Annotated in this window: 20 protein-coding genes and 4 pseudogenes; 11 read left to right on the top strand and 13 right to left on the bottom strand. The window is 69.8% G+C overall.

Annotation, left to right across the window (positions count from 1 at the left end; translation table 11 throughout):
* Nucleotides 1-44 precede the first annotated feature (44 nt).
* Nucleotides 45-1,874, top strand: a complete 1,830-nt coding sequence (gene leuA / locus HYQ63_RS01450) for a 2-isopropylmalate synthase (protein ID WP_179932115.1) — start codon at nucleotides 45-47, stop codon at nucleotides 1,872-1,874.
* Here leuA and HYQ63_RS01445 read toward each other — a convergent pair.
* Nucleotides 1,861-2,160, bottom strand: coding sequence for a hypothetical protein (locus HYQ63_RS01445; protein ID WP_179932114.1), 300 nt, complete (start codon nucleotides 2,158-2,160; stop codon nucleotides 1,861-1,863). The genes leuA and HYQ63_RS01445 overlap by 14 nt on opposite strands.
* A gap of 24 nt (nucleotides 2,161-2,184) precedes the next feature.
* Nucleotides 2,185-2,667: a hypothetical protein gene (locus HYQ63_RS01440; protein ID WP_179932113.1), complete on the bottom strand. Its 483-nt coding sequence runs from the start codon at nucleotides 2,665-2,667 to the stop codon at nucleotides 2,185-2,187.
* A 217-nt stretch (nucleotides 2,668-2,884) separates the two neighbouring features.
* On the opposite strand from HYQ63_RS01440, the gene HYQ63_RS01435 reads away from it, so the two are divergent.
* On the top strand, nucleotides 2,885-3,076 hold the full coding sequence (locus HYQ63_RS01435) for a hypothetical protein (RefSeq protein WP_179932112.1): 192 nt from the start codon (nucleotides 2,885-2,887) through the stop codon (nucleotides 3,074-3,076).
* A 114-nt stretch (nucleotides 3,077-3,190) separates the two neighbouring features.
* Here HYQ63_RS01435 and HYQ63_RS01430 read toward each other — a convergent pair.
* Nucleotides 3,191-3,883, bottom strand: a pseudogene (locus tag HYQ63_RS01430) (transposase); the annotation flags it as partial.
* A 112-nt stretch (nucleotides 3,884-3,995) separates the two neighbouring features.
* Here HYQ63_RS01430 and HYQ63_RS01425 point away from each other — a divergent pair.
* The gene (locus HYQ63_RS01425) at nucleotides 3,996-4,151 is read left to right on the top strand and encodes a hypothetical protein (protein WP_179932111.1); all 156 of its coding nucleotides are present in this window, start codon (nucleotides 3,996-3,998) and stop codon (nucleotides 4,149-4,151) included.
* 409 nt (nucleotides 4,152-4,560) lie between these two features.
* Here HYQ63_RS01425 and HYQ63_RS01420 read toward each other — a convergent pair.
* Nucleotides 4,561-5,104: pseudogene (locus tag HYQ63_RS01420) on the bottom strand (DoxX family protein).
* Nucleotides 5,105-5,413: 309 nt separating this feature from the next.
* Between HYQ63_RS01420 and HYQ63_RS01415 the strand changes: the two are divergent.
* Both HYQ63_RS01415 and HYQ63_RS01410 read left to right on the top strand, forming a co-directional pair.
* Nucleotides 5,414-5,725 (top strand): hypothetical protein, encoded by a 312-nt coding sequence (locus HYQ63_RS01415; protein WP_306664803.1) that lies wholly within the window; start codon nucleotides 5,414-5,416, stop codon nucleotides 5,723-5,725.
* Between the two features lie 59 nt (nucleotides 5,726-5,784).
* Nucleotides 5,785-6,129: pseudogene (locus tag HYQ63_RS01410) on the top strand (nucleotidyl transferase AbiEii/AbiGii toxin family protein); the annotation flags it as partial.
* 302 nt (nucleotides 6,130-6,431) lie between these two features.
* Here HYQ63_RS01410 and HYQ63_RS01405 read toward each other — a convergent pair.
* Nucleotides 6,432-6,566, bottom strand: coding sequence for a SapB/AmfS family lanthipeptide (locus tag HYQ63_RS01405; RefSeq protein ID WP_179932109.1), 135 nt, complete (start codon nucleotides 6,564-6,566; stop codon nucleotides 6,432-6,434).
* Between the two features lie 29 nt (nucleotides 6,567-6,595).
* A complete protein-coding gene (locus HYQ63_RS01400; RefSeq protein WP_179932108.1) occupies nucleotides 6,596-7,672 on the bottom strand; it encodes a lanthionine synthetase LanC family protein in 1,077 nt (358 codons plus the stop codon).
* A gap of 740 nt (nucleotides 7,673-8,412) precedes the next feature.
* Here HYQ63_RS01400 and HYQ63_RS01395 point away from each other — a divergent pair.
* Complete coding sequence (locus HYQ63_RS01395; RefSeq protein WP_179932107.1) at nucleotides 8,413-9,111, top strand: hypothetical protein; 699 nt, start codon at nucleotides 8,413-8,415, stop codon at nucleotides 9,109-9,111.
* Nucleotides 9,090-9,482 carry a hypothetical protein gene (locus HYQ63_RS01390; protein WP_179932106.1) on the top strand — a complete coding sequence of 131 codons (393 nt, stop codon included), beginning with the start codon at nucleotides 9,090-9,092 and terminating at the stop codon, nucleotides 9,480-9,482. The genes HYQ63_RS01395 and HYQ63_RS01390 overlap by 22 nt, the downstream gene beginning before the upstream one ends.
* 44 nt (nucleotides 9,483-9,526) lie before the next feature.
* Here the strand turns inward: HYQ63_RS01390 and HYQ63_RS01385 are convergent, their stop codons facing one another.
* Nucleotides 9,527-10,207 (bottom strand): CPBP family intramembrane glutamic endopeptidase, encoded by a 681-nt coding sequence (locus tag HYQ63_RS01385; protein ID WP_257231520.1) that lies wholly within the window; start codon nucleotides 10,205-10,207, stop codon nucleotides 9,527-9,529.
* Nucleotides 10,208-10,415: 208 nt separating this feature from the next.
* Here HYQ63_RS01385 and HYQ63_RS01380 point away from each other — a divergent pair, with 208 nt between their 5' ends.
* Complete coding sequence (locus HYQ63_RS01380) at nucleotides 10,416-10,910, top strand: hypothetical protein (protein ID WP_179932104.1); 495 nt, start codon at nucleotides 10,416-10,418, stop codon at nucleotides 10,908-10,910.
* Here HYQ63_RS01380 and HYQ63_RS01375 read toward each other — a convergent pair.
* On the bottom strand, nucleotides 10,876-11,655 hold the full coding sequence (locus tag HYQ63_RS01375) for an IS5 family transposase (protein WP_179932103.1): 780 nt from the start codon (nucleotides 11,653-11,655) through the stop codon (nucleotides 10,876-10,878). The genes HYQ63_RS01380 and HYQ63_RS01375 overlap by 35 nt on opposite strands.
* Nucleotides 11,656-12,259: 604 nt before the next feature.
* Between HYQ63_RS01375 and HYQ63_RS01370 the strand changes: the two genes are divergently transcribed.
* The gene (locus HYQ63_RS01370; RefSeq protein ID WP_179932102.1) at nucleotides 12,260-12,922 is read left to right on the top strand and encodes a GPP34 family phosphoprotein; all 663 of its coding nucleotides are present in this window, start codon (nucleotides 12,260-12,262) and stop codon (nucleotides 12,920-12,922) included.
* 392 nt (nucleotides 12,923-13,314) lie between these two features.
* Here the strand turns inward: HYQ63_RS01370 and HYQ63_RS01365 are convergent, their stop codons facing one another.
* The 4 genes from HYQ63_RS01365 to HYQ63_RS01350 form a co-directional block, all read right to left on the bottom strand.
* Nucleotides 13,315-13,614, bottom strand: a complete 300-nt coding sequence (locus HYQ63_RS01365; protein WP_179932101.1) for a hypothetical protein — start codon at nucleotides 13,612-13,614, stop codon at nucleotides 13,315-13,317.
* A gap of 14 nt (nucleotides 13,615-13,628) precedes the next feature.
* Entirely contained in the window at nucleotides 13,629-14,279 is a 651-nt protein-coding gene (locus HYQ63_RS01360; RefSeq protein ID WP_179932100.1) for a hypothetical protein, read from the bottom strand.
* 143 nt (nucleotides 14,280-14,422) lie between these two features.
* Nucleotides 14,423-14,620 (bottom strand): hypothetical protein, encoded by a 198-nt coding sequence (locus HYQ63_RS44240; RefSeq protein ID WP_257231519.1) that lies wholly within the window; start codon nucleotides 14,618-14,620, stop codon nucleotides 14,423-14,425.
* A 568-nt stretch (nucleotides 14,621-15,188) separates the two neighbouring features.
* Complete coding sequence (locus HYQ63_RS01350) at nucleotides 15,189-15,890, bottom strand: ankyrin repeat domain-containing protein (RefSeq protein WP_257231518.1); 702 nt, start codon at nucleotides 15,888-15,890, stop codon at nucleotides 15,189-15,191.
* Nucleotides 15,891-16,312: 422 nt separating this feature from the next.
* On the opposite strand from HYQ63_RS01350, the gene HYQ63_RS01345 reads away from it, so the two are divergent.
* Nucleotides 16,313-16,969: a response regulator transcription factor gene (locus HYQ63_RS01345; protein ID WP_179932099.1), complete on the top strand. Its 657-nt coding sequence runs from the start codon at nucleotides 16,313-16,315 to the stop codon at nucleotides 16,967-16,969.
* Nucleotides 16,970-17,128: 159 nt separating this feature from the next.
* Nucleotides 17,129-17,590 (top strand): annotated as a pseudogene (locus tag HYQ63_RS01340) (transposase); the annotation flags it as partial.
* Here HYQ63_RS01340 and HYQ63_RS01335 read toward each other — a convergent pair.
* Nucleotides 17,567-19,585, bottom strand: a complete 2,019-nt coding sequence (locus HYQ63_RS01335; RefSeq protein WP_373689194.1) for a BTAD domain-containing putative transcriptional regulator — start codon at nucleotides 19,583-19,585, stop codon at nucleotides 17,567-17,569. The pseudogene HYQ63_RS01340 and the gene HYQ63_RS01335 overlap by 24 nt on opposite strands.
* Nucleotides 19,586-19,686: the final 101 nt, after the last annotated feature.

Raw genomic sequence — 19,686 nt, 5'->3', positions numbered from 1 at the left:
GCGTTGCCGGTCGGTCCTCCCACGAGCGAAAGGGCACCAGCCCGATGACAAGCACCGCCTCCGACGTCTCCTCCACCACCGCCCCTCCCTCCGCCTTCCCCACCCTCCGTACTCCGCATGCGCCCGTGCCCGCCGGTGCCCCCGCGTGGAACCCGCAGCGCCCCAGCGCCATGCCGCACCACCGCTACCGGCCCGCCCACGACCGGGTCGCGCTCCCGCTGCCCGACGCGGACCGCCGCTGGCCCACCCGTCGGATCGAACGCGCGCCCCTGTGGGTGCCGGTGGACCTGCGCGACGGCAACCAGGCGCTGGCCGAGCCGATGGACACCGCGCGCAAGCGCAGGATGTTCGACCTCCTGGTGACGATGGGCTTCAAGGAGATCGAGATCGGCTACCCGTCCGCGAGCCGGACCGACTTCGACTTCGTACGCCACCTCGCCGAGTCCGGCGCCGTCCCGGACGACGTGACCGTGGTGGTCTTCACCCCGGCCCGGCTCGACCTGATCGACCGTACGTACGCGGCCATCGAGGGCCTGCCGCGCTCCGTGGTGCACCTGTACACCGCCACCGCCCCCACCTGGCGCGACGTCGTCCTCGGCCGCGACCGCGCCGAGGTCCACGGACTGATCCGGGACGCCGCCACGCACATGGCGCGTCTCGCCGACGCCCGCCCGGCCAGCGAGCACATCCGCTTCCAGTTCTCGCCCGAGGTCTTCAACCTCACAGAGCCGGACTTCGTGCTGAAGGTCTGCGACGGCCTCACCGAACTGTGGGACGCCTCCCCCGACCGGCCGGTGATCCACAACCTCCCGGCGACGGTGGAGATCGCCACCCCCAACGTGTACGCGGACCAGATCGAGTACGCCCACCACCACCTGGCGCGGCGCGACGCGGTCATCCTCTCCGTCCACCCGCACAACGACCGGGGCACCGGGGTGGCGTGCGCAGAACTCGCGGTGCTGGCCGGGGCGCAGCGCGTCGAGGGCTGCCTGTTCGGCAACGGTGAACGGACGGGCAACGTCGATCTGGTCACCCTCGCGCTCAACCTCTACTCCCAGGGCGTGGACCCGATGGTCGACTTCTCCGACATCGACGCCGTCCGCGACACGGTGGAGTATTGCAACCGGCTGCCGGTCCACCCCCGCCACCCGTACGGCGGCGAGCTGGTCCACACCGCGTTCTCCGGCACTCACCAGGACGCCATCAGCAAGGGCATGGCCCACCACGCCCGGCAGGCGGCCGAGTCGTGCACACCGGTCGACCAGGCCCCGTGGGCGGTGCCGTACCTGCCCATCGACCCCGGTGACGTGGGGCGTACATACGAGGCGGTGATCCGCGTCAACAGCCAGTCCGGCAAGGGCGGCATCGCCCATCTGCTCCATGCCCACTACGGCCTGGACCTGCCGCCCCGCCTGCGCGCCGACTTCTCGCGCACGGTGCAGACCACCACGGACGAGAGTGGCGCGGAGGTCGCGCCGAAGGAGCTGTGGGAGCTGTTCCACGCCACGTACGTCGCGCCTGGCACCCCCGACCACGACGGCCGGCTGGCCCTGACCTCATGGACCACCGGCGAGACGGCCCCGGGCACGCACAACTTCGCGTGCGCCGTGCGGCGCGACGACGGTCCTGAACACCGCTACGAGGGCACCGGCAACGGCCCGCTGTCCGCCCTGACGGACGCCCTGGCCGCCGCCGGAGTCGCAGTGGACATCCTCCACTTCGCCGAACACGCCACCACGACCGGCCCCGGCAGCACCGCCGTGGCCTACGCCGAGTGCCGCGTCGGCGATGCGGTGCGCTGGGGCGTCGGCCGGGACACGTCCGTCCTGAGGGCGTCGGTCCAAGCGGTCCTGTCGGCTGTCAACCGCGCCTGAGGTCCCGTGCTGCGGCGGCGAGTTCACCTGCACGAGGGGCGAACTCGCCGGCGGTCCATTGCGGACGGTGACAGTCGGTGCCTTCATGCGGTTCGAGCAGCGCGAAGTACGTCTGCCGCTGCTGCTCGGTCAGCTTGCCGTCGAGCGAGAGTGCTGAGCGCACTGCGCTTAGCGTGTCCGCGGCCGGCGCGTTCCACGTGGTGTGGGTCTGCCGCTGGATCTCCCCGATGGTGGAGTACGCGTCGCTGGGGAAGTGACGGACGTACCAGTCGAGCACCTTGGCCACCGACGGCGTCAGGTTGAAATACCATCAGGACCGCTTCCCTCGCTTCTTGGCCTCGTCGGCGAACATCTCGCCGGACTCGGCGAAGTCGTGCATCACCGTGCCCTGGACGACCCGTCCGAGATGCTGGGTGGGGATGATCCGGTCGAGGCTGGCGGCGAGGGACCAGGCCAGTTCGTTGGCGATCTCGGCAACGGATTCCGTGTTGCGCTGGCGCAGTACCCACCGCTTGCGTACGTCGGGCCGGTCCCAGAGCGTGTGGTGGAGGTCGGTGGCGAACCGGTCGCGGACGTCGGCCGCGCCGGGTGAGAGGTTGTCGCGGTCTCCGGCGGACATGGCGGCGTCGATGCCCTGGTAGGAGCGTTGGCGGGCCTCCACCCAGTCCTCGGCCACCGCGCGTGCCCACTGGTCGCGGCCGCCGACGGTGGCCTGGGGCAGGGGCACCTCGCTGTTGCCGCCCGAGATGTAGGCGCGCAGCGTGGAGGCGGTGATGCCGCCGAGCTCGGCCATCTCCGGGCCCCGATCAGCTGCGCCGCGGTCAGCTCGGGGCTGGAGAGGTCGACCACGCACTGCTCCAGCGGTAGCGCGTTCTCCTGCTCCTGGTGGTGCCTGGCCCACAGCGCCAGGTGGTCGGGCCAGTTGTCCGGCCGCGGGGTGCCGGGGTCGAAGGTGGTGAGCCCTCACGAAGCTCCGGGATCCGAGTACCTTCGTGCCGGCAGTCCGAAGCATGGGGCGCCAGCAAAGCCTTGAAGCGGTCGACATGATCGACCTGATGGATCTCTACAACGGTTTCTGGACGCTGTACAACGGCTGCGACATGGGAAGCGGCCTCTGGCGTGGCTGGCGCATGCAGTCGCCGCGCAGGCGCCGTTGCGCAAGCTGCCGGACTCGGCAGCCGCCGTCCCTGGGCGCCTTGTGAGGGAGGACCGACGGGGAAGCAGTGGATGACTGCCGGTCTGGCCCGGTGGGCAGGCCTCCTATTGATCTCTCCAGTGGTGGTGTACTTGCTGAGAGGTCGTTTTCTCCCGTTGTTTCACCCCGGAATCTGCGGTTGGTGAGTCTTTGTGGGGTCGCGCCAGGAGTGGTGTTCTCGCCGGTGAGGCGGCGGGCCATGAGCCCGGTCATGGCCACGTGGGTCATGGCTTCGGAGCGGGTGAGAAGGGTTTCGTAGTCGCGGGCCAAGCGTCGGTGGAGCATCAGCCAGCCGTAGGTCCGCTCGACCGCCCAGCGTTTCGGGATCGGGATAAATCCCCTGGTTCCGGGGATGTGTTGGGTGATTTCGAGGTCGATGCCGAGGGTGGCGGCGTGTTCGACGAAGTGTTTGCGGTAGCCGCCGTCGACCCAGACTTTGCGGATCGTGGGATGGTCCCCGGCCACCTGCTCGAACAGGTGGGCGCCGGCCACGGAGTCCTGCACACTCGCCGCGGTGACCAGCACGGCCAGAAATAGCTTGTCGGCGTCGGTGCCCTGGCTGGCGGCGGGAACGCTGGTGGATGTCTTGACGCTCTGCGCGTCGATGACGCACGCCGATGGCTCGGTGTTTCGGCCGCCCTGGCGTCGCAGTAGCTCCCGTAGCAGGCCGTTGAGCTGGGCAAAGATGCGCCACGTGGTGAAGTAGCCGTAGAGGGTTTCCCAGGGTGGGAAGTCGATAGCGCCACTGCACGCCGGCGCGGTCGTACAGGATCGCGCTCATGATCTCGCACAGGTCATGTTCGGGCGCCCGGCCAAGCCGCCCATGCGCACAATGCCCTCCGTGGTGGCCCAGGATCGTCTGGGACCTTCACCACTGGCCCCACCCTCCTGGCGGAGGACCGGGACCGATCAACTAGCCGCCCGCGATGCACGACATGATGGCCGCGGTCAGTATTCACAGCCTCTCCTACCTGATGCTCGACCAGGAGGAGGCCGGCCGCATCCGCTCCACCGCCGAGCGGTGCCTCGCCACGACGGCAGGTCGGCTCAGTGAGCTGCATCAGAGGCGTTCCGCGCCTTGAACGCTCGTACTCGGCGCCAGCAGATGGCTCGCCGTCGAAGTAGTCTTCCCAGAAGCCTGGACGCTGCCACTCCTTCGGCGCCAGCGTCACCGCGCCCTCCAGTCCTGCAACCCAACAGTCCGACATCCGACTGCTGATCACGGTGAACATAGCGGCATCCCACAACCGAGGAGCGTCTCGCTCCGCCAAGACGTCGGGCCGCTCAGGGATCCGGAGCAACACCCGGCTTGTGGTTGTGATGACCTCCAGGACCGAATACTCCGCGCCGACCCGGATCCCCGGTGATCACTCACCACCTCTCCGCTCGTCGGGCTGATGATCTGAACACACCGAACGATCAAGCGGGCACCCTGCGCGGGCTCAAGCGGACCCCGTGCTTCGCCTTGATTCGTCCTGCTCGAATGGGCGGTTACTCCTCGGACAGCGCTTCCTGATCCCCTTCCGGCTTCTCCCGCAGCCGCTTGGCCCGCGCCCCGACTACCAGCGTCGTGACCGCCGCCGTCACCGCGAACGCCGCCGGAACCATCCAGTCGCGGTTGAACGCGTGGCCGGACCGCGCGTCCCAGGAGAGCCGGCCGGGACCCGTGACCGCCAGGCTTGCCGCCGTCAGACCGAGGGACGCCGGGTACTCATAGCCGCCGCCCTGGGCGAAGAACCCCTGCGGAGCGTGCACGGCCGCCGCTCCCGCCATTCCGCCGGCCGCCGCGGCGCCCGCCGCCGGTGTGGCCAGACCCAGCGCCAGCAGCGTGCCGCCGCCCGCCTCCGCGAGCCCGGCGGCCAGCGCGCTCGGCTTGGCCGGTCGGTAGCCCACGGACCTCGAAGAATCGCGCGGTCCCCTCGAGCCCGCCCACGCCGAACCAGCCGAACAGCTTCTGCGCGCCGTGTGCGGCCAGCACTCCGCCGGTGCCCAGCCTGAGCAGCAGCCCCACGTCATGTCGGTCGATGCAGGTCACGATCACTCCCGTGGCAGGCAACTGGATCAGCCCCGCGTTCCCACCGTCCCGCCCTTTACATCTCCCCGGCCAGCCGCGAGGTCGTTGAGTCGGCGGCCTCGTGGTCGAGCGCGGGTCCGCGGTGTTTGCGCATGGCTGAACGAATCCTGTTCGCCCTCGCCCGTGCGCAGGGCATCGAGTCCGACACCGCTCTCTGAGCAAGCCAAACCCGGTCGTCACTGGTGGTGGCACGCTTGCCCGAGTGCTGCGCCATACTCCTCTGCATGTCCGCCATGCCTGCCGCCGAGCCGTCGCCGTCCGCTGCCGAAGGTGCTGCGGGAGCGGTACGCCCGCAGGCTGCCCGTCTCACTCGGTGAGCTGGCCGGGCATGCGCAGGGCACGGTGCAGCTGCCGCTGCATGTGGCCTTGACAAGGTTCGATCTTGACCGGCCACGGTCGCGGATGAGCATGTACCGCACCGTGCTGGCCGAAGGACAGCAAGAGGACCTCATCACGCTGCTGAACCGGGACCTCCTGGTCGCCCGGTGGCCCGTGCTGCGCACGCTGATCAGCCGCGCCATCCGCGACGTGTGGGAAGCCGCGTTCCCCGAGCTGGCCGCCGCCCCGGTAGCCGCAGCGTGAACCTCGGCGACCTGCACCGCCGGCTCCTCTCCGACGTCCTGGCCATCGGCACCGCCTACCCGCTAGCGACCGCGTACGGCCCCGTCCTCGCCCTCGACGACGTCATCGGTACCAAGGTGCGGGCTCTGGCCGACCGCGGAGCCGTCCGCGACCTCATCGACGTCCACGCCGCCTCCCGCCACCACACCACAGCCGACCTGGAAACCCTCGGCCGTCGGCACGCCCGGGACGAGTTCTGTCTCGAGGACCTCCAAGCCCGCCTGGCCGGAGCGGAGTGGTACGAGGACGAGGAGTTCACCGCCTACGGCCTCACCGATGCGGACACCGTTACCCTGCGCGCCTGGGCCCGGGACTGGTGGGACGATCTCCCCCGGCGCCTGCACGAGCACCCCACCGACGACTGACCCTTTTCGTTGCGCCCGCCAGGCTCGGCGGCTTGAGCCGGACGAGGGTGTTGAGGTCCCCCGGTCACGCGGAGGACTCGCGACCATGGGCGTCCAGCAGGCCAGCGGCGCAGCGGATGCTCCCACATGGCTGTACGGCGGCGCGCTGCTGGACGACGCCTCTGGGACGTTCGTCGGCCCGCTCAGCGTGCTGGAGTGAGCACGAGGACGCTTTCGCGCGAGGGGCGGGTAGTGGTTTCGCCACCCTCTGGGGCTGCCCGTCTGCACTCGGAGGGTGGCGGGAGTCGGCCGGTACGAGGCGGTCAGAGACAGAGGACGACGCTGACCGCACTGTCTCCTGCGCAGGTCAGCAGGCTCAGGCCGCTGTCGTCTTGAAGGTCTGCTTGGGCTTCTTCGGGCTGTTCGACGGGGAGGGTTTGCAGGTCGAGTAGTTCCATGATGGCGGGGTTCCTTCCGTGGGGGTGTGTCAGCAGCCCGTGGTGGGTGCTGGGGCGCGGCTTGGAGCGCCGGCCGGTTCGTGGCGTGTGCGCACAGGTGGCAGGAAGGGCAGGTGGGCGGGGAAGCCGGAGGCGGCGGCGAGGGCGAGGAGGCATCCGGCGGTGCCGGTGGCGAGGTCGGCGGACAGGCGCATGAGCTGGTTGCCGGGGAACGCGAGGTGGCCGTGGTGGTTGATCGCGTGCCACGCCAGGGCGTGTACCTGGTCGGCGAGGTGGCGGGGGGACACGGTGGGGGTGCTGGTGCGGGCCAGGTACAGGAGCATCCCGGCACGTCCGTCGAAGAGGCCTGACTGTGCGTAGACGCGGGAGCGGGCGGCGAGGGCGATGGCGTCACGGGCGCGGGCGAAGGTGGCGTCGTGGCGGTGGGTGAGGTAGTCGTCGAGGACCATGCCGATGCCGACGCTGCCCGTGCGGAGGTAGGGAAGGCTCCGTGTGCCGTCGCCGGTGTGGAGTGCTCCGGAGCTGGTGTGCAGGCATCGGTCGAGGTCCTGTTGGAGAGCGCGGGCAGCGTGGTCCAGGAGCGCCGGGTCGTGTGTGTGGTCGTAGTGGTGCAGGAAGAACAGCGCGGTTCCGGTGGCGCCGTGCATGAGCCCTGGTCTGCCTGGCGTGCTGGTGCCGTCCGGGCTGGTGAGCTGGCCGGGGGTGTCCTGGGCGAGGAGAGTGGCGATCTCCGCGGCTGCCGCGCGCAGTGCGCTCTCGCCGGTGGACGTGGCGAGGTCGTCGAGGACGAGACCGATACCGGGTAGACCGCCGTGGAGACCCGGCCCCGTCTGACGCCAGGGTCCGGCCAGGACATGGGCGATCACATCGAGGGCGCGGCCGCGGTGGCCGAGGTGTTCCAGTACCAGCGCCACACCGCTCAGCCCGGTGTACAGGCCTGCCGGGGCGTCGGGCTGTGGGGTGGCGGTGTGGTCCAGCAGCCATTGCTCGCCCCGGTCGTAGTGGACGCCGGCGGCGTGGTGGAGGGCGTAGAGGACTCCGGCGGCGCCTCCCGGGTGCGTACGCGTTCCCAGCCGGGCGGTAGTGGGCGCCGCGCCGCCTCCCATTCCGCACTGGCGCCGCTGCGGCGATCTACGTCCAGACGGTCGTAGAAGTGGGGGTCGGCCAGACAGAAGTCCGCGTACCGGTCGTCCATCCTGTGCCCCTGTTCGTGCACGAGGTGTGCGCCTTCCGTACCGTCTGCCGGAAGGCGCCCGCAGCAGGCGAGCTTGGTCTGCTCCTGCCCGTTCTACCTGGGGCCCCCTTCTCGTGACCTGGCAGGTTGAGCCGTACGAGCGACACCGTGAGACAGGAAGCGACTCCTGTGGGTGCCAAGTTGCCGCCGGAGTCGGCCTGGCACGGCATCACGGTTCGGCTGAGGGTCGGGGTGAGTGGCCATGTCGTTGTCGTACTCGCAGCCCGCGCCGCAGCCCTGCCGGGTCGGGGGCCGCGATCGAGGCCCTTATCGAGGCCCTTTGGGAAGGCGATACCGTCCATGCCTGGTTCGTGCTGCTGGTCGCGGTCTTGGGCCGACGGCGAGGCTCCAGCAGAGTTGGATCGCCGTCCAGTCGGCCACGTACCGGCACACCACCGCGCCGACAGGTAGCCACGCGGCCGCCCCGGCCGCCTGGGCACCCTCCGGTTCCGGCCCGGGCAGTCGGTCCGGGGCCGGGTTCGACGCCCGGCGAGCGCGATATCGTCGGCACAGCAGAGCAGGGGCCTCGCACGGTCTGCGGGGGCGGATGTTCATGCACGCGTCGAATGTCCAACGCCTGCGGGGCGGCTGGTCAGTTCAAAGCTCCTGGCCATGAGCGAGGAGAGCCTGCACGAGATCCTGGACGGCGCTGAGCAGTCGGTCCGGGACTTCACCGATGCCGAGGTTGCTTTCGCGGAGGCCGAGCAGCGGCTCGCCTTCACACGGCGACACGTGCTGGAGCAGGTGGAGCGCCTGCGTGATGCGGTGGAAGCTGTACACGACCCCGAGCTGATCGGGGTGCTGCGGCACCTGTACTGGCAGCAACCTGGTATCCATGGTCGGCCTCTGGCCGAGGCCGCTGGCCTCACTATCAACAACATGCTCGCCGCGATCGGCCCGTCGTCCTCGGATCTACTGCGCCAGCTGCGGGACGGAGCTTCTGCGCACGAGCCGCTCGTGGAAGCCGCCGGCCCGGTACGGACCGCCGCTGTGCCGGGATTGCGCGGCACAGAACAGCACGACCGGACCCGGCAATGGCATGGGGAACGTCTGCGTGCCCGTGTCATCGGCGAGGCCGCTGTGCAGGCGCTGGCCCGGGACTGGCGCGCGGCGACCGAGCTCGTGCTGGCCTATCCGCCGCTGTCTCAGAACGTCAGGCGCGGCAGCGAAGCAGACCGCCAGGACGGAGTCTGGCGCGGCTGGGAGAACGCCCGGGTGATCCGCAGCCGGCTGATCGGCGCCTCTGCTGCCGACGAGGACATTATTGGGTCGCTGTTCAGGAGGCTCAGATGCTGGTGTCCACTGCGTTGATGGTCGCCGACTGGGGTACAGCACGCACGCGCGACATCGTCGACCCGATCACCCACGAACCGACGCTCTCCCTGCTCACCCGTCTGAGTCGCGCCGTCCGCGACACCGTCCAGGCCGCCCAGCAGCGCGCGGATGTCGCGTATCCGGAGGGCTGCGAGTCCAGCGACGACGAGATGGACGAGCTGTGGAGGAGCACGGTCGTCCAGGACCGCACCTCGCAGGCGGCCCACGGGCGTGTGTGCTGCGGCCGGACGTGCCGATTGTCGGCACTCGCTGCTCGCGGCATCGCTACGTGGCGACGGCGACGGCTCCCGGCCATCACACACCGCAAATCAGGCAGTCCTTCCCATCAAGGGGGTCCGCTCGTATAGCTACGGCAGACGGACAGGTGAGGCCCGGGAGTGGCCGATCAGGCCTACCAGCGACTCGCCGCCCAGGCGAGTGCGTAGCCCAGACTGTTGAGGGCGCAGTGCAGCGCTACGGGTGGGATGAGGCTGCCGGAGCGGCGGCGGAGCTCGCAGAAGAGCACACCGGCGAGGGCGGTGCCGGCGACCGCCGCTGTCACGGACAGGGCGACGCCGAGGTGGCCGGCTCCGAAGACCGCTTGGGCCGCCGCGTTCGCGCGCGTGAGCCCGCGTGACGGCTGTACGTGCCAGAGCCCGAAGAGCACCGAGGAAGCGACGGTGGCCCACACAGGCCCCCACCGTCGCCAAATCATCGCCCACAACGCGCCGCGAAATGCGATTTCCTCAAGTAGCACCGTGCCGAGGGGTACGCGGACCAGTACGCGGTATGCCAGTTCTCCGGGAGACAGGCCCGCGGCCCGCTCGTCCTGGAATGCCTCCTGGGTGAATGGCAGGGCCAGACCCACCAGATAGACCACGAGAACGGCTCCGGCCAGGACCAGGCCCCAGCGCAGACCGCGGCGGGCCGCGGCCTTGCCGAGCCCCAGATCGTCCCAAGTGAGGCCGGACCGGCGGGCGATCAGAACAAGCAGTCCGGCCGCGACTACACAGACCGGCACGTACCAACCGGGTGCGAGCAGGACGGTGAGCGCATTCGCGGCCGCGAGCACCACGACGGCCAAGAGCAGCATCCACATGACCGCACAAGGATCGCCGACCTTCGCGACGCGCGACCAGCAACGCGCCGTTCCACGGCCCTGTTCTGGCGCACAACCTGATGCCTAAGAAGCCGTTGTCTTTCCGAGCGTGACGGGTGCGTTTCTGCTGGTCAGGTGTAGGTGGGGTGTTTCGGCGGCAGGGACGAGGTGTCGTGTCGTCCTCTTCGGTGGAGGTGCCGGGATGCCGTCGGTGATGGGGTTGCTGGAGGAGCGGGAACGCGCCGCTCGGGAGCGGGTGGAGGTTCTCCAGGCCGAACTGCAGGAGGCCGAGGCTGTGTGGCAGCGGTTCGTGATCGCCCGTGAGACGGTGGGCGAGGTTCTGGCGGAGCCTCGCGGCGGCGCGGATGCGCCGTCGGCCGCGGTGGCCGGCGGAGAGTCGGTGCAGGTCACGGCGGCTGTGCCCGGTTCGGTGGTGCCGCACTGGCGGGAAGGGCTCGCCCCGACGGTTCTCGCGCCGGACTACCAGCGGATCATGGATGTCCTGGCAGATGGGGGCGGAACCGGCAGGGGAGCGATGGACTGCCGTCAACTCGCGGTGTCCCTCGGGCTGGAGCCCGTCCCCGCGAAGGTCGAAGGGGTGCGGTCGAAGGCGAAGCGCCTGACCGCGCGGGGGTGGCTGGCGGAGGAAGATCCGGGACTGTTCAGCGTGCCCGTCGCACGAGCCGGCGGCTCATGACCATGCTCATCGACCACCGGATCACCGCTTCCGAGGTGTCGGTGCGCGTCTCGTAGTCGCGGGCCAGGCGGCGTGAATGCATCAGCCAGGCGAACGTGCGCTCCACCAGCCACCTCTTGGGCAGCACGGTGAAACCGCTGGAGTCGTCGCTGCGTCTGACCACGGTCAACGCGACGCGCAGGACCTCGCGGGCGAAGTCGACGAGCCGCCCGGTGTAGCCGCCGTCGGCCCACACCCGCGTAACACGCCAGTGCCGCTCGTGCAGGCGGGCCAGCAGAGTCTGGCCCGCGTCCCGGTCGGTGACCGAGGCCGCGGTCACCATCACGGCCAGCAGCAGTCCGAGAGTGTCCACCAGGATGTGCCGCTTACGGCCGTTGACCTTCTTCCCGCCATCGAATCCCTGGTCGCGGCAGGCACCGATGCGGCTCCTCACGGACTGCGCGTCGATGATGCCGACCGTCGGCTCCGGGTCCCGGCCCGCATCCTTGCGGACCCGGTCGCGCAGCCGGTCGTGGAACTCGGCAGTCAGGCCCTTGTCGCGCCAGCGCCGGAAGAAGGCATAGACGCGGTCCCACGCGGGGAAGTCCGCGGGCATCGCCCGCCAGGTGATGCCGCCCGCGACCAGGTAACGCACCGCGTCGACCATCTGCCGGTGGCAATAGCGCTCCGGCTGGCCGCCGCGGCCCTCCAGCCAGCCGGGAACCGGCATCGCCTCGCGTACGACCGCCCACTCCGCGTCGCTCATGTCGGACGGATACCTCGGATGCCTGTACGGCCGGTCCCCTGCGTTCCCGAACCGGTGAGCGAGACAATCACACTTCAGAAAAGCCGAGTTAGACCACACTGGCACGGACACGGAAGACTGCAGCACCAGGGGCCTCCTGTTGCTCGGCTGGATTCGACACCCACGAGCTGTGCGGGAGGCCCTGCCTTCATGCGCAGCCAGCCAAGAGATCACCCGACCGAGTCGACGACCTCGAACTCACGCTCACCAAGATCGATAGAGCAACGGCTTCTAAGCCGTTTGAGTACCTGTGTCTGAACCCCGGGGCCGCGTGGTGTGCCTGCACGGCGCAGGAGCAGGCCGGTGGGCCGAAAGAGGCCCGGTCGGCGGGTGCCGCGCGGCATAGTGCGGGGGTGACCGCGGCAGCATCGACTGGGGCACCGTCCCTACCTGAATCAGCGCCGTCGTCACCACCATCGCCCTGCCGTTTCTCTTGGATCAGTCAGTGGACCAGGCATGAGGTGAGAGGGGCGAGCTAAGCCGGAGTTAGCGGGGTAACCTCTTAGCGGTTCCGGGCGTCTGATCATGAGAAAGTGATCTCAGGGCGTATACGGGGGTAGTGGGTATGGCGATCACACTGGCCGAGGAGATCATGCTGCTGTCTCTGGACGATGAGTCCGGGTCGGCGAAGCAGCGGCAAGCCGCTGGGTGGGCGGTGTCGGGAGGGATCCTGCTCGAACTGGTCCTGGCCGGGCGGGTGTCCGTTGCAGGCAAGCACCTCGAACTGACAGACACGACGCCGACCGGGGACCAGCTACTCGACAGCCGGACGGCACTGATGGAGACGTGGCTGCGTGGTCGCAAGAAGCGACGGGTGACGGAGTGGCTGACGAAGGACCAAGCCAAGGCCGTCGGTGCGGCTCTGGAGAGCCTGTGCAAGCGCGGAGTGGTCGTGGAGGAGAAGCACAAGGCACTCGGCGTGTTCCCGATACGCCGCTTTCCCGAGGCCGACGGCGCCGTCGAGGCTGAGTTGCGGGAACGGCTCCGCGCCGTCGTACTGGATAGCGCCGAGCCGGACACACGGACAGCGGGCCTCATCGCACTGATCCACGCCGCCAAGCTGCACCGCCTGGCCTTTCCCGACAGCCCGCGTGAGCAGGTCGCCGCAAGGATGGGGGAGGTGGCCGCCGGGCAATGGGCGGCCGAGAGCGTTCGCGCTGCCATCCGCGACATGCAGGCAGCCATGGTCGCAGTCACCGTAGTCACGGCCGCCACGGCCGGGAGTTAGACCATTCCCCATCCGGATCATCGGGCGGACCAGATGAAGATGCCTGCATGCGGAGTCCGGCCAGGTAGATGGCCGCAATCATTTCGTAGCGGCTGGCGATGCCGTTGCGGGGCCGCCCGTGCCGACAGGGAGCTTCGTACTCAGCCCGTCGCAGGACCTGCCGATCGCATGATCGTGCGGCTCGCCGACCCCTGATCGAGTGAGCCGCAGCAAGTCTGCAACCACGTCCCGGACATGTTCGCTATGTTCCTTCCCAGGTCACAGCCACTACAGGGACGCTCCCGGCCGGAAATCCGCGCGAGACACCGACCCGGCGGCGGCCACGATCGACTTCGGGCTGTCCCAGCGGGGCACTCCTGGCCGTGGCCGACCGCGCCGACGACGTCGCGGCCCTAATCGCCCGCCGCCTCGCCGCTTGGACCGCCAGCGGCGCCTGAGGCCCGGAACAGGAGGCCGTCCGCGCCGTCGTCCACCAGGCCGTCCACGGCGTCCGCACCGCGCCATCCGCGCCCACCGAACCATCGGCGGACCCAACCGCCGTGGACGGGCGGCGCGCCGTCGACCAGCTCGCCGCCAACGTCCTCGCCCTCGGTGAGCTGATGCTCGAAGTCGCCCCCGGCTACCTCCCCGAGGACCAGGCCGCCGCCCGCCTGGCCCCGCTGTGCGAGGAGATCGGCGAACCCCTCGACCACGGGCTGGCCGCCGGTCAGGTGAGCTTGAAGAAGAGGGTGTCCTGGGTGTACCAGCTGACGTTCTCCGTGGCCTCTTCCCACGTGCTGTGCTCGAACTCCAGCGTCTCGATCAGTTCTCGCACGTCGTACCGGAAGTCCGGGTTCATCTGGTCCAGGACGGCGCGGTATGCATCGGCGGCGGGCTTGGCCTTGGCCAGCGGCAGGTGGCCGATCGCGGGGTATCCGTCGATCGAGTTCGGGATGAACGGGAAGCTGTCGGGCGGCCCGCCGTAGAGGAAGCCGTGGGGCAGGAGGTGGGCGGGCACGCCGAGGCGGCCCAGCTCGTCGTCCACCAGGCTGAAGAACGTCGAGGGCTTTGAGTAGGTGCCCAGATGGGACGGATCGGATGCGTTGTGGTCGATGATGTGCTGCAACGCGGAGTGGTACGCCCGGCCCGCGTACTCTGCGGATGCGTCGGTGCGCCCGGCGAGGAGGTGGTCCAGAGCGTCGGGGATGGACAGGCCCCAGTCGATGCCCTGGTGATCGAGGTCGGCCTGATGGGTCCGGGCGGCCTGGCGCATTCCGTCGAGGCGGCGTTGCTGATCCGGGGTGAGGTTGCCGTTGCTGCCCAGGTAGGCCAGGACGTCGGCCTGGTCTGCTGTGGAGTACCCGATGTTGTGACTCATGATCGCCATGGTGGCAAGCGGGACTGACATTCGATGATTGCGGGTCATGCGTCCAACGGGCGCTCTTCTCGGCCATCCAGGTGACCGCCCGAGGAGCAGATGTCGAAGGGCGAGCGCCGCGACGCGAGGTGACCGGTCGCGCCCTACCCGCTCAGCCCCACGAGTCCCCAGCCCCGCCGGGCGGATTCGGAAAGGACGCGACCCCAGTCCTCCAGCAGGTCGGTGAACTCGTCGAAGTCGCCGACCCAGCCCTCGGGCACGGCGGCATGCTCGTCAAACGCCCCACGCAGCCCGTCGAGCCGGGGCCGTACCTCCTCCCAGGTCGCGGCCAGTTCCCGCACGCTGTCAGGCGGCCGACTTGAACGAACCGAGGGTGTCCCGGAACTCGTAGACGGCGAAGGAGTCGCTGTTGGGCCCTCGTGGCCACTCCAGTCACCTTCGACCACCGGCGTATCGAGATCCCACAGCCCGGTCTCCTTGGCGTACCAGGCGTCCCTCAACCGCGACAGCCTCTGCCTGGGGGGAACCTCGCCCAGCCATGACCAATCGGCGATGATGACATTGATGTCCAGCCCCATGCCCGTGAGCGTACCGATCACCCGTACGGCAAGGTGCCGGTACCGGAGCCTGGTCGGCCTGCCTTCCCGAGGCCCGCACCTGGTGTCTCCCCCTCCGGCCTGGGACCGCTCGGCGTGCCCGGGAACCCGGGCACCTACGGCCGAAGCCCGGTCCTCGGCCGGCGGCATGGTGCTGTCGGCTGTCCAGTGGCCGTGCTCGTCGTCCCGGACCACACCGAGACCATCAGCTCCCAACGGTCGTGCAGGGCAACGTCGAGCCGGGAAAGGGCAGCGGCGATGTCGAGGTTCGTACGGCCACCAGCCGCCGACGATGGTCTGGCCCGTCCGCCGGTCAGGACGTGGGGCGCTGCGGGGCGGGCGGAGGGGGCGGCGCCAGACGCGGGGATCGGACCTTGGTCCAGCCGTCGGGGGTGACCCGGTAGTGCTCGCCGTCGTCGGCGTCCATCCGTGAGTGGATGTGCACGTGCAGATGGTCCTCCTCCAGGCGGTAGGTGACGCCGCCCATCAGCCCCCAGACGGTGAAGGTGATCTCTATGGCGGGTCCTTCCGTCAGGGGGGCCAGCGGCGGCAGCAGGTGCTCGGTCTCCTCGAAGCAGGGGCCGATCCGCGCCTGGAGCAGCGAGTGGAAGCGGTGTTCCAGCATCTCGGGAGGGGAGGGGAGTTGGCGCACCACGACCGGCTCCAGAAGCTGGAGCAGATGCGTGTGCCCCCGTTCCCGCGCGACGTCCACGGCACGCCGTCCGTCCCGGGTGCGCTGCGTGCGCCAGGCGCCGTGCGCGATCAGCCGGGAGACGACGGCGAACGCCGCGCCGTGCCAGGCTGCCTGATGCAGCGGGGCGAACCCGGTGCGGTTCCCGATCCGGGGGAGGTTGACCCGCCCCGGCCCCGGTTGTCTGTCCAGCAGCTCCTCGAACAGGCCGTTCCAGTCGGCGTCCCGGGCCATGTCCGAGAGCCGATCCCGCTCCTTCCGGTACCAGTCGTTGAAGCGCTCAGGGTCGATGATCGCGCCCCATTCCATCCAGCTCCTGATCACCCGGCCACGCTAGCCCACCCGGTGGGGGCCGGACCGGGCCAGCACTTTTTGTGGGCGGCCCTGGGAGCTGGTGGGAAGAGAGGGGACCGGTTCAGCGGCTTTCCATGGCTCTGGGCTGGGGCGCCAGGCTGATCAGCGGCCGAGGTTGCGTCGCTAACTACGGCCACGCACCCGGAGCGAGTGCGGAGGTACGGCTGAGGTATGAACCGCATCAGGTCACTGTTGCGGTCACGAACGACGGAGAGGGGGTGATTCCGGACAAAGTGCGAACCGGCGGCGACATGGCTTGCTTGGCATGCGCGAGCGGGCCAAGCTCTACGGCGGGCAGATCAGCATCGGCCCGCAGGAGCAAGGTGGCTTCGCCGTGCGGCTGACCCTGCCGACCTCCGCGCGGGCCGCAGGGCGGGGGACGACGCCACCACATGACCACGGTGCTCGTCGTGGACGACCAGTTCCTCATCCGGGCCGGACTGGTGGGGCTGCTGCGCGCCGCACCCGGCATCGAGGTGGTCGGCGAGGCGAGCGACGGCGCGGAGGCCGTGGCGCTCGCCGCCGAGACCGCCCCCGAGGTCATCCTGATGGACATCCGGATGCCCGGAATGGACGGCATCGACGCCACCGAACGCATCCTCGCCCAGGCCACCGACCCCACGCCCCGCATCCTGGTACTGACCACCTTCGACCTCGACGAGTACGTGTATGGGGCTCTCCGCGCCGGAGCCTCCGGATTTCTCCTCAAGAACTCCGGCCCCGAACGGCTACTCGCCGCGGTGGCCGCGGTCGGCGGTGGCGACGCGCTCTTCGCGCCCAGCGTCACCCGCCGCCTCGTGGAGGCGTACGCCCGGCAGACGGCCAGCGATCAGCCCGCGGACTTGAAGGCGTTGACCTCCCGTGAGCTCGAGGTCCTGAAACTGATCGCACGCGGCCTGTCCAACTTGGAGATCGCTGACCGCCTCTACATCAGCGAGGCGACCGTCAAGACCCACCTCAACCGCACGATGACCAAGCTGGACCTGGACAGCAGGGCACAAGCGGTAGTGGTGGCGTACGAATCGGGTCTCGTGACCCCGGGCGGCTAGGAGGACCTTCGGCTGCCCGCATTGGCGACCTGGGGCTCGGTCACGCTACTCGCCGCCGACAAGACCGGATGCCCTGAGGCGAGGCGCCGTCACCGACACCGGCTAGTACTGCAACGGTGTTTGCCGTGACTGCTGGCCAGCTCAGTCGTTGGTCTGGTTATGGGTGGGGACCTTGCTGATGTCAGGTTGTGGGCCGGGGAACTGAGCACGGTGCACGAGCGGTTCGTGCACCGGTTCAGCCGGGAGGAGCCGCGCCAGTCGGCACTCGCCTATATGCGGGGGATGATCGCTCCGCTGGAGCGGAAGAACGGCTGGACGCTCGCGGAAGAAGCCGGACACGCGGGGCCCGACCACATCCGCCGGCTGCTGAACCGGATCGACTGGGACGCCGACGAGGTCCTGGACGACGTACGCGACTACGTCGTCGAACACCTCGGAGACCGGGATACCGTTCTGATCGTCGACGACACCGGCTTCCTCAAGAAGGGCATCCGCTCGGCCGGCGTGCAAAGGCAGTACTCCGGCACCGCCGGACGCACCGAGAACAGCCAGATCGGCGTGTTCCTCGCCTACGCCACCGACCGCGGACGGGTGTGCTCAGCTCGTGAGAGAGCAGTGCCGGCACGCGCCCTGGCTTCTCGCGATCCACATGGCATCGTGCCGGGCCGGCGCGGTCGGCCGGGCGGGGGGCCGACCGCTGTGGGGCTCGGGACCGCTCCGGGCGGCCGACTCGGGTCGACGTAAGGTCCAGGCCGCGTGGCGGTTGCGGACCTCCTCCTCGCGGCCGGAGGCCGCGAGCTTCTGGTGCGCGTAGATACGCACCGTCTCCAGCATCCGGAAGCGTGAGCTGCCCGCTCCCCGCAAGGGGGCCAGGAGCGACTTGCCGACCAGTCGGCCGACGGTGTCGACCACCTCCGCGCCGGACAGGGTCGCGTCCGCGCAGAAGTGTTCCGCGGCGTCGAGGTCCCAGGTACCCACGAGCACGGACAAGTCGTGGAAGACCCGCTTCTCCTGGGCGCCGAGGAGGTCATGGCTCCAGTCCAGCATCGCGTACAGGGTGCGATGCCGCTCGGGAGCGGGGGACGGGGTCTGAGCGAGGATATGGAGGCCGTCGGCGAGCCGCGCCTCGATGTCCGGGACGGTGAGCATGCGGGTGCGGCCGACAGCCAATTCGATGGCCAGCGGCAGGCAGTCCAGCCGACGGCACACCGCTGCCGCGCTCGCCCGCGTGGCGTCATCCCACCCCAGGTCCGGCGTGGCCGAGGTCATCCGGGCCCGGAACAGCTCGACCGCCTCGCCGAGCGGCAACGGGCGCAGCGGGAAAACCGTTTCGCCGGGCACGGCCAGCGCCTCCCTGCTCGTGGCCAGCACGGTCAGAGCGGAGCAGCCGCGCATCAGGGTGTCGACGGTGTGGGCCACGCCCTGGCGTACGTGTTCGCACGTGTCGACCACAAGGAGCATCCGCTTTCCGGCCAGGGCGGCCTTCAGTCGCACGAGTTGAGGGATCCGGTCGGGCGAATCCGGGATGCCGAGCGCCTCGGCGAATGCGGCGACCAGCCGGTCGGGGCCGGCACCGGCGGGAAGTGAGGCGAGTTCCACCAGGCAGATGCCGTCCGGGAATTCCTCGCGCAGACTGTCCGCCGCCTGGAGGGCGATCCGGGTCTTGCCCGCGCCGCCCGGACCGACCACGGTCACCAGGCGGTTCTGCCGCACCGCTGCCGTGATGGTCCCCAGGTCCGCGCGCCGTCCGACGAACGCGTCGAGCGGCGGGACGAGTCCGCCCGTCCGGCCTGCCTCACCGGTGGTCTGGGACCCTGACCCGGGAGCCACCCGGCTCAGGGCGTTCCGAGGCCCCGTCGGCGGCGTTGTGGCGGCGAGCCCCCTTCGCGGGGCGTTCAGCGCGAGCGTGTCCTGGGCCAGCAAAGCGGCGTGCAGTGCGCGCAAGGGAGGGGAAGGACTCACCCCCAGCGCGTCGCGGAGTACTCCGCGCGTGGCGTTGAAAACCTCGAGCGCCTCGGCCTGTTGGCCCGCTCCGTAGAGCGCCCGCATCAGCAGCCCGCGCAGACTCTCGCGCAGCGGGTGCTCGGCGACCAGCGCCTTCAGCTCGGGCACCAGGGCGACGTGCTGCCCCTGGGCCAGTCGCGCCTCTGCGAGATGCTCGGATGCCACGAGGCGCAGTTCTTGCAACCGCGCCCGCTCACCGGCGATGGCCACGGAGTCACCCGCGCCCGCCAGCGCCGGGCCCCGCCACAGCCGAAGTGCCTCCTGAAGCACCACCGCCGCGTCGGCCGGGCGCCCTTGGTCGAGGTGGTCGTTGCCCTCGACGGCGAGCCGTGCGAAGCGGGTCGCGTCGAGCATGTCCGCCGAGAGACCCATCCGGTATCCGAGGCCCTTCCGCGTCTGCAGCAGGCCGCTGTCCCTGCCCAGCAGGACGCGCAGCTTGGCAATGTGCAGGTGCAAGGCGTTGACCGGGTCCTTGACGGGTTGGTCGGCCCATAACTCCTCGATCAGAAAATCCCGTTTCACCACCGCCGGCGCGTGGACAAGCAGCAGGGCCAGCAGAGCCGACAACCGGGCGCCCCGAATTGGGCGGAAGGCACCGTGCTGCACCAGCATCTGTACCGGACCCAGGACCTGGAAGAACATACGGTCAGTATCCAGGGCATTACTGTCCAGAGCGATCGGCTCTCGCCAGCGATGCCGCAGTTGCGGCCTCA

The sequence above is a fragment of the Streptomyces sp. Rer75 genome, from assembly GCF_013414305.1.
Lineage (GTDB): Bacteria > Actinomycetota > Actinomycetes > Streptomycetales > Streptomycetaceae > Streptomyces > Streptomyces himastatinicus.
The sequence above is the reverse complement of the archived record's forward strand: the minus strand, read 5'-3'. Positions and strand labels throughout refer to the sequence as shown.

Coding starts and splice junctions, on each gene's coding strand:
- leuA (WP_179932115.1), top strand. CDS start 45: ATGACAAGCACCGCCTCCGACGTCTCCTCCACCACCGCCCCTCCCTCC.
- HYQ63_RS01440 (WP_179932113.1), bottom strand. CDS start 2,667: ATGGCCGAGCTCGGCGGCATCACCGCCTCCACGCTGCGCGCCTACATC.
- HYQ63_RS01435 (WP_179932112.1), top strand. CDS start 2,885: ATGGGGCGCCAGCAAAGCCTTGAAGCGGTCGACATGATCGACCTGATG.
- HYQ63_RS01425 (WP_179932111.1), top strand. CDS start 3,996: ATGCACGACATGATGGCCGCGGTCAGTATTCACAGCCTCTCCTACCTG.
- HYQ63_RS01405 (WP_179932109.1), bottom strand. CDS start 6,566: ATGGAACTACTCGACCTGCAAACCCTCCCCGTCGAACAGCCCGAAGAA.
- HYQ63_RS01400 (WP_179932108.1), bottom strand. CDS start 7,672: ATGGGAGGCGGCGCGGCGCCCACTACCGCCCGGCTGGGAACGCGTACG.
- HYQ63_RS01395 (WP_179932107.1), top strand. CDS start 8,413: ATGAGCGAGGAGAGCCTGCACGAGATCCTGGACGGCGCTGAGCAGTCG.
- HYQ63_RS01390 (WP_179932106.1), top strand. CDS start 9,090: ATGCTGGTGTCCACTGCGTTGATGGTCGCCGACTGGGGTACAGCACGC.
- HYQ63_RS01385 (WP_257231520.1), bottom strand. CDS start 10,207: ATGCTGCTCTTGGCCGTCGTGGTGCTCGCGGCCGCGAATGCGCTCACC.
- HYQ63_RS01380 (WP_179932104.1), top strand. CDS start 10,416: ATGCCGTCGGTGATGGGGTTGCTGGAGGAGCGGGAACGCGCCGCTCGG.
- HYQ63_RS01375 (WP_179932103.1), bottom strand. CDS start 11,655: ATGAGCGACGCGGAGTGGGCGGTCGTACGCGAGGCGATGCCGGTTCCC.
- HYQ63_RS01370 (WP_179932102.1), top strand. CDS start 12,260: ATGGCGATCACACTGGCCGAGGAGATCATGCTGCTGTCTCTGGACGAT.
- HYQ63_RS01360 (WP_179932100.1), bottom strand. CDS start 14,279: ATGAGTCACAACATCGGGTACTCCACAGCAGACCAGGCCGACGTCCTG.
- HYQ63_RS01345 (WP_179932099.1), top strand. CDS start 16,313: ATGACCACGGTGCTCGTCGTGGACGACCAGTTCCTCATCCGGGCCGGA.
- HYQ63_RS01335 (WP_373689194.1), bottom strand. CDS start 19,585: ATGCTGGTGCAGCACGGTGCCTTCCGCCCAATTCGGGGCGCCCGGTTG.